This window comes from Novosphingobium sp. MD-1, from assembly GCF_001014975.1.
GTDB lineage: Bacteria > Pseudomonadota > Alphaproteobacteria > Sphingomonadales > Sphingomonadaceae > Novosphingobium.
In genome coordinates, this window is record NZ_BBXA01000020.1 from 399,071 (window position 1) to 406,083 (window position 7,013).

The following is a 7,013-nucleotide window of genomic DNA, read 5'->3' on the forward strand; positions in this document are numbered from 1 at the left end:
AACCTCGGAGCACGACGGAACATTGTAATAGTCCTCGTCGGGCATCCAAACTCCCCCTATGAAATCATAACCTTGTGCAATGGCTAGCGCGATTGCGGCGTTGCCCATTGCGTGCGCCGTCGCCGCTCCCTGCCCCCAACCAGGTCCCGTCAGATAGCCCGCCCGGGCGCGTGATCAGCGCTTGTGGCGGCGTTGCGCTTCGGCGCGCAGGGCGGGGCCGTGTTCGTCGATGGCGGGCGGATGCGCGAGGTCTCGTGCCGGCATGGCGGCGAAACGGATGGGCAGGCGCATTTCCACATAGCCGCCTTCGGTCGGATGGTCGCGATGGTGGAAGAAATCCACCGCGGCCAGGTGCGGATCGCGGCGGATATCCTGCAGATCGCGCACTTCCATGCAGGGAACGCCCGCCGCGTTCAGGATCCGGACCCATTCCGCGCTGGTGCGGGCGGGCGTGCGCCGGGCGATCTCGGCATAAAGCAGGCTGACATTGCGCAGCCGGTCGAGATCGGTGGCGAAGCGCGGGTCGTCGAACACCTCGGTCGCTTCCAGAACCTCGAACACGCGGGCGATCGTGTGCGCGGTATAGGGGACGATGCTGACCCAGCCGTCGCGCGTGGGAAAGGGCTGGCGATGGGGATCGACCTGGCGCGGATAGCCGGCGGGTTGCACCGGATCGTCATGGACCTCGCCATAGAGGTGCTCCTGCAGCATGAACTGCGCGAAGCATTCGAACATCGGCACTTCGACCAGCTGCCCCTCGCCGGTGCGCTGGCGGTGGAACAGCGCCGCCAGCACGGCCTGGGTGCCATAGAGGCCCGAAACCTTGTCGGCGATCAGCGAGGGCACGAAGCGGGGCCGGGCATCGCCATCGGCGCGCGGCAGCAGCGTGGTGGTGCCGGTCGCGGCCTGGATCACGTCGTCATAGGCCTGCAGGCCGGCATAGGGGCCGTCCGATCCGAAGCCCACGCAATGGACATAGATGATGTCGGGGCGGATGGCCCTGACCGATTCGTAGTCGAACCCCAGGCGGGCGATGCCGGCACCGCGCACGTTGTGAACGAACACGTCGGCATCGGCGAGCAGGCCGCGCATGACCTCCGCATCGGCCGGCTGCTTCAGGTCGAGCGCGATCGAGCGCTTGCCCCGGTTCAGCGTCATGTGCACCGGCCCCATGCCGCGCCCCTGCTTCGGCCGTCCCGCCTGCCGCATCTGATCACCTTCGGGCGGTTCGACCTTGATCACGTCCGCGCCCATGTCCGCCAGCATCTGCGTGGCATAGGGGCCGAACACCACCGTGGTCAGGTCGATCACGCGAATGTTTTCAAGCAGGGTGGTCATGCCGCGAAATCTCCATCGGTGCCTTGTGCCGCCCGTGCGCGGCGATAGCCGTCGCGCTGTTCCAGCCGCTCCCAGTACGCGGCGATCTGCGGCGGATAATCGCGGTCGAGCCGCAGCGTGCGTGCCAGCAGGAGCGCATAGCCCACCGAAATGTCGGCGGCGGTGAACCGGCCTCCCGCCACATAGTCGCGCTGTTCGAGCAGCGCCGCCAGCCCGCGCAGCCGCGCCCGGTACCAGCGGGCATAGTCCTCCGCCACTTGCGGCACCCGCCGTTCGGCCGGCTCCAGCCGTGAATAGCGCAGCACCAGCGTTTGCGGAAAGGTCAGCGTCGCCTCACCGTAGGACAGCGCGTTGAGATAATCGCCGAAGCCGGGCTCGTCGCGGCCGATCTCCAGCCGTCCGCCGCCGTGGCGCGTGGCCAGATACTGCACGATCGCCGGCGATTCGGTCATCCGCACCGCGCCCTCCTGGTAGAACGGGATGGTCCCCAGCGGGTTGATCTCGAGAAATCCCGGCTCCAGCAGGCGCGGCGGAAACGGCAGAAGCTTCAGCTCGTAGTCCAGTTCCAGCTCCTCCAGCATCCACAGCACGCGGAACGAGCGCGCATCGGCGCAGTGATAGAGCACGGGTTTCATGGGCACCTCTCCGTGGCGCGGGTCGCGTTTAATCGAATGATTAAATCGGTGGGCCCGGCGTTGCAAACCTCGCGTGCCGTTTCGCCCCGAAAAAGAACCGGGAAAGGGCGCAGACCAAAAAAAGGCCGGCCAAAAAAAAGGCCGGCAGAGCCGGCCTTTGGAAGTTTGGGAGAGGATGCCTGAAAGGCCCGTCCTATGTGCCGTCGGACCGGTTCTTTCGCAAGTGCGAAGGACGAGCGCTGAGTTGCATAATTTGCAAGTATGGGATGTCGCCTGCCCGCAAAGGCCACGAAAAAGGGGCATCCGGACCGGCCGGACGCCCCTTTTTGCAGGCTGCCTTGCGGAAAGGCGGCTTACTTCTTGGTCTTGAGATAGGCGATCACGTCGGCCCGGTCCTGCGCGCTGGGCAGGCCGGCGAAGGTCATCTTGGTGCCGGCGGCGAACTTGGCCGGGCCAGACAGCCAGGCGTCGAGCGTCGCGTCGTCCCAGTTGCCACCCTTGGCCTTGAGCGCGTCGGAGAAAGCGAAGCCGCCACGGTCGCCAGCGACCTTCTCGCCGGCAATGCCGAACAGGTTGGGGCCGATGCCGTTGGCGCCGCCCTGGTCGATGGTGTGGCAGGCCTTGCACTTGGCGAAGATCTTCTCGCCCTTGGCGGCATCGCCCACCACGGCTGCGGCGGCCGGCGCGGCGCCGGCGGCCGGAACCGCCTCAGGCGCGGGCAGCGGCAGGTTGGAGCCCTTGGTGTTGAGATAGAGGATCACGTCGGCGCGGTCCTGCGGATTGGCGATGCCGGCGAAGGTCATCTTGGTGCCGTCCGCGAACTTCTTGGGGTTGGTCAGCCATTCGTCGAGGCTGGCGAAATCCCACTTGCCGCCCTTGGCCTTGAGCGCGTCGGAGAAGGCGAAGCCGCCACGGCCCGATGCCATGGCATCGCCCACGATTTCATAGAGATTCGGGCCGATGCCGTTGGCCGCGCCCTGATCGATGGTGTGGCAGGCCTTGCACTTGGCGAAGATCGCCTCGCCCTTGGCGGCATCCGCCTTGGCCAGACGGTTGGCGATCGGTTCGAGCGCCGCCGCGCCGGCGCCGCCTTCGGCTTCCACGCCTTCGATGGCGTAACCCGCCTTTTCGGGGGCATGGTGCTTGTCAGCCATGAAATAGTGGCTGGAAAGGCTGGAAAGCCCCAGTGCCACGATCCCGCCGAACAAGGTCCAACCGGCGATGGTATTGAAACGGTCGTCCATTCCCTGCCCCACTTGGCGCCCGCCGACCCCATTGCCGGCCCCCAGCGCAATTTTGGCCGCTCTAGTCAGGCCTCCGCGCGCACGCAAGAGCGATTGCGCCGATGACGCCGCAAAGAATGCGAACAACGATGCCCGATCGCCCCCGGTTCGCGGGGGATTCGTGCCCCGGCGATGGCCGAATTGTGGGTTGCCGCGTGGCCGGTCGCGGCCTAATCGCCGGCGCATCATGCAAAGCTACCCCGCTCCCGCGCTCGCCCTGGTCGAATCGATGGCCGCCGCCGCCGCCCGCGAACCCGCGCGCGCCGTGGCGTTTCAGGGCGCGCCGGGCGCCAATTCGCACCGCGCGGCGATGGACGCGCTGCCCGGCTGCCTGCCGCTGCCATGCTTTTCGTTCGAGGACGCGCTCGATGCGGTGAAGGACGGACGCGCCGGCCGGGCGATCATCCCGATCGAGAATTCGCAGCACGGCCGCGTCGCCGACATCCACTTCCTGCTGCCCGAAAGCGGGTTGTCGATCGTGGGCGAATACTTCCTGCCGATCCACGCGGCGCTGATGGCCACCGGCGATGGTCCGTTCACCGGCGCCTACAGCCACCCGCAGGCGCTGGGCCAGTCGCGCCATTTCCTGCGCGCGCGGGGCATCGTGCCGCTGTCCTATGCCGATACCGCCGGCGCCGCGGCCTATGTCGCCGAACTCGGCGATCCGTCCGTGGCCGCCATCGCGCCGCGCATCGCCGCCGAACTTTATGGCCTGAAGGTGATCGAGGACAACGTCGAGGACGCGCACGACAACACCACGCGCTTCGTGGTGCTGGCGCGCGAGCCGATCGACCCTGTCCAGATCGCCGGCCCGGCGATCACTACCTTCGTGTTCGAGGTGCGCAACATCCCCGCCGCGCTCTACAAGGCGCTGGGCGGTTTCGCGACCAACGGCGTCAACATGACCAAGCTGGAAAGCTACCAGCGGGGGGCGAGCTTCGCCGCCACGGAGTTCTTCTGCGACATCGTGGGAACGCCCGGCGATCCCGCCGTGGACCGGGCGCTGGAGGAACTGGGCTTCTTCGCCAAGCACGTCCGGATGCTCGGCACCTATCCCTTGCAGCGCCAGCGCGGCTGAGCGGGACGGCGGCTTCACGCGGGCATCGTCGCATCGGCTTCGGTGCCATCCCCCCTTGCCGCTCCGGGAAGAGCGTGCGACCACTGGCCTCGTGACTGCCAAGGTGGGGCCAATCGCTGGACAGCAAGGCGCGGAAGCGGGCGCACAGGCGGGGGAACACGCCTGGCGCGCGATGCGCGATATCAAGGATATCCAGTTCGCCCCGGTCCCGCCGGAGCATGTCGTCCCGCCGCAGCCGCCAGCCTGGCTGGAGGCCATCGCGCGGTTCCTCGCCGAACTGCTCAAGCCGCTCAGCCAGTGGCTGGAGCGGTGGTTGGGCCTCGGCTTCGGTGTGTTCGAGACGGTTCTGCTGGTGCTGATCGGGGCCGGCGCGCTGTGGATCGCGTGGAGCCTGCTGTGGCCCCTGTGGCGGGACCGGCGCCCGCGCGAAGCGGCGGCCGAAACCGAATGGACGCCCGATCGCGCCGCCGCCATCGCCCTGCTGGAAGAAGCCGACCGGCTGGCCGCCGAAGGCCGCTATGGCGAAGCGGCGCACCTCCTGCTCCAGCGCAGCGTCCACCATATCGCCGCCGCGCGCCCGGAATGGCTGGCGCCCTCCACCACTTCGCGCGAGATCGGCGCGATCGCGGCGCTGCCCGGGGCGGCCAAGCAGGCGTTCGGCGTGATCGCGCGCGAAGTGGAGCGCAGCCTGTTCGCCTTGCGCGGGCTGAACGCCGAGGACTGGAGCCGCGCGCGCGAGGCCTATGCCCGCTTCGCCCTGGCTGATCTGAAAAGCGCGCAGGGATGAACGAATCCCCCTTCCGCCCGCGCACGGTGCTGGGGCTCGTCGCCGTCGGCGCGATCGCCTTCGTCGCGCTGTTATGGTTTCTCGGCAATGGCGGGGGCAATGCCAACAACGGCGGAGGCCACGCCAGCGGACGCGGCCTGAACGGCTTTGCCGGGCTGGTCGCCATGCTGGAGGCGGACGACGTCGACATCCGGCGGGCGCGGCGCAAGGACGCGCTCAGGGATGTGGGGCTACTGGTGCTGACCCCGCCGGCCGAGGCCAAGGGCGAGGATATCGCCAAGATCGTCAACGAACGGCGCATGATTGGACCGACGCTGGTCGTCACGCCCAAATGGGTCGCCGCGCCGGTCGACCAGCAACGCAAAGCCAAGGTGCCGCGCGGCTGGACCGAGCTTGTCGGCACCGAAGCGCCGCGATGGAACGGATTTCACGACGATATCGCCGTGCGCCTGACCAGCCATCGCGATGCGCCCGCCGGGGGCTGGCGCGCAATCGGCCGCGCGGGGCGGCTGCCGGACGATCGGCAGGTGCTGTCGGGCGAAGGCAAGGCGCTGGTCCCGCTTGTCCGTTCGGGCGACGGCCGCATCCTGGCCGCCTTCCTCGACGATGACGGCTACTATCCCGCGCTCAACGATTTCGCGGGGATCGATCACGACGTGGGCGGAGACGACGACGGGCTTTACCCCGTGATCTTCGTGTTCGAGCCGGACCTGCTCGACAACTGGGGACTAGCGGATCGCGGCACCGCGCTGATGGCGCGCGAACTGGTGCTGGCCGCCGCCGACGGAACGACCCAGCCGGTCACGTTCGACCTCACGCTCAACGGCCTTGGCGCCAGCCGCAACCTGTTGTCGCTGGCGTTCGAGCCGCCGTTCCTGGCGGCCACGATCTGCCTGCTGCTCGCCATGGTGGCGGTGGGCTGGCGTGCGTTCTGCCGGTTCGGCCCCGCCCGCCAGCAGGGCCGCGCCATCGCGCTGGGCAAGACCGCGCTGGTGGAAAACGCCGCCGGCCTGATCCGCCGCGCCGGACGGGTCCATCTCGTCACCGGGCCTTATGCCGATGCGGTGCGCGAGCGGCTGATCGCGGCGCTGGGCCTGCCGCGCGGGCACGGCGGCGCCGAAGCCGAAGCAATGATAGACCGCGCGCAGGAACGGCGCGGCCTTTCCGGACCGCCGTTTTCCGAACTGGCGAACAAGCTGCGCGCCACGCGCAAACCGCACGAGGTGGCGCGCCGCGCCGCCGCGCTCCAGCAGATCGAGAAGGATTTGACGTGACCGAGGGACAGGAGACGATGACGCTGGAGCAGGTGCGCGCGCTGGCGCTGGCCATCCGCGGGGAAGTGGCCAAGGCCGTGATCGGGCAGGACGGGATCGTCGATCACCTGCTGATCGCGCTGTTCGCGGGCGGTCACGTGCTTCTCGAAGGCCCGCCGGGCACGGCCAAGACGTTTCTGGCACAAAGCTTCGCCACCGCGCTGGGCCTCGATTTCGGGCGCGTCCAGTTCACGCCGGACCTGATGCCGGGCGATATCCTCGGGTCCAACCTGTTCAACTTCCAGACCAGCCAGTTCACGCTTACGCGGGGGCCGATCTTCCACGAGCTGCTGCTGGCCGACGAAATCAACCGCACCCCGCCCAAGACCCAGGCCGCGCTGCTCGAAGCGATGCAGGAACGGCGCGTCACGCTGGACGGGGAGGTCCACCCGCTGTCGGACCGGTTCATGGTGGTCGCCACCCAGAACCCGATCGAGAGCCAGGGCGTCTATCCCCTGCCCGAAGCGCAGCTCGACCGGTTCCTGTTCAAGGTGCTGGTGCCCTATCCCTCGTTCGAGGAAGAGGCGCGCATCGTCACCCGCTATGGCGAGGGCGCGCGGTCGGCGAAGCCCGCCGATC

The 7,013-nt window shown here is 68.3% G+C and carries 7 protein-coding genes; 4 read left to right on the forward strand and 3 right to left on the reverse strand.

The features are described from left to right. Positions 1-174: 174 nt before the first annotated feature. From NMD1_RS06775 to NMD1_RS06785, 3 genes are all read right to left on the reverse strand, one after another. A complete protein-coding gene (locus tag NMD1_RS06775) occupies positions 175-1,338 on the reverse strand; it encodes a CaiB/BaiF CoA-transferase family protein (protein WP_124811174.1) in 1,164 nt (387 codons plus the stop codon). Next, entirely contained in the window at positions 1,335-1,973 is a 639-nt protein-coding gene (locus NMD1_RS06780; protein ID WP_125954144.1) for a glutathione S-transferase family protein, read from the reverse strand. The genes NMD1_RS06775 and NMD1_RS06780 overlap by 4 nt, the downstream gene beginning before the upstream one ends. A 353-nt stretch (positions 1,974-2,326) precedes the next feature. Then, complete coding sequence (locus NMD1_RS06785; RefSeq protein ID WP_124811176.1) at positions 2,327-3,217, reverse strand: cytochrome c family protein; 891 nt, start codon at positions 3,215-3,217, stop codon at positions 2,327-2,329. Positions 3,218-3,443: 226 nt separating this feature from the next. Here NMD1_RS06785 and NMD1_RS06790 point away from each other — a divergent pair, with 226 nt between their 5' ends. The 4 genes from NMD1_RS06790 to NMD1_RS06805 all read left to right on the forward strand — a co-directional run. Next, positions 3,444-4,334 carry a prephenate dehydratase gene (locus NMD1_RS06790; RefSeq protein ID WP_125954145.1) on the forward strand — a complete coding sequence of 297 codons (891 nt, stop codon included), beginning with the start codon at positions 3,444-3,446 and terminating at the stop codon, positions 4,332-4,334. Between the two features lie 103 nt (positions 4,335-4,437). After that, positions 4,438-5,121 (forward strand): hypothetical protein, encoded by a 684-nt coding sequence (locus NMD1_RS06795; RefSeq protein ID WP_125954146.1) that lies wholly within the window; start codon positions 4,438-4,440, stop codon positions 5,119-5,121. After that, a complete protein-coding gene (locus tag NMD1_RS06800) occupies positions 5,118-6,395 on the forward strand; it encodes a DUF4350 domain-containing protein (RefSeq protein WP_125954147.1) in 1,278 nt (425 codons plus the stop codon). The genes NMD1_RS06795 and NMD1_RS06800 overlap by 4 nt, the downstream gene beginning before the upstream one ends. A 17-nt stretch (positions 6,396-6,412) precedes the next feature. After that, the coding region (locus NMD1_RS06805; RefSeq protein ID WP_125954178.1) for a MoxR family ATPase at positions 6,413-7,013 on the forward strand (601 nt) is incomplete at its 3' end.

Bases quoted from the DNA above. Each gene is read 5' to 3' on its own strand.
- NMD1_RS06775 (WP_124811174.1), bottom strand. From the start codon at position 1,338: ATGACCACCCTGCTTGAAAACATTCGCGTGATCGACCTGACCACGGTG.
- NMD1_RS06780 (WP_125954144.1), bottom strand. From the start codon at position 1,973: ATGAAACCCGTGCTCTATCACTGCGCCGATGCGCGCTCGTTCCGCGTG.
- NMD1_RS06785 (WP_124811176.1), bottom strand. From the start codon at position 3,217: ATGGACGACCGTTTCAATACCATCGCCGGTTGGACCTTGTTCGGCGGG.
- NMD1_RS06790 (WP_125954145.1), top strand. From the start codon at position 3,444: ATGCAAAGCTACCCCGCTCCCGCGCTCGCCCTGGTCGAATCGATGGCC.
- NMD1_RS06800 (WP_125954147.1), top strand. From the start codon at position 5,118: ATGAACGAATCCCCCTTCCGCCCGCGCACGGTGCTGGGGCTCGTCGCC.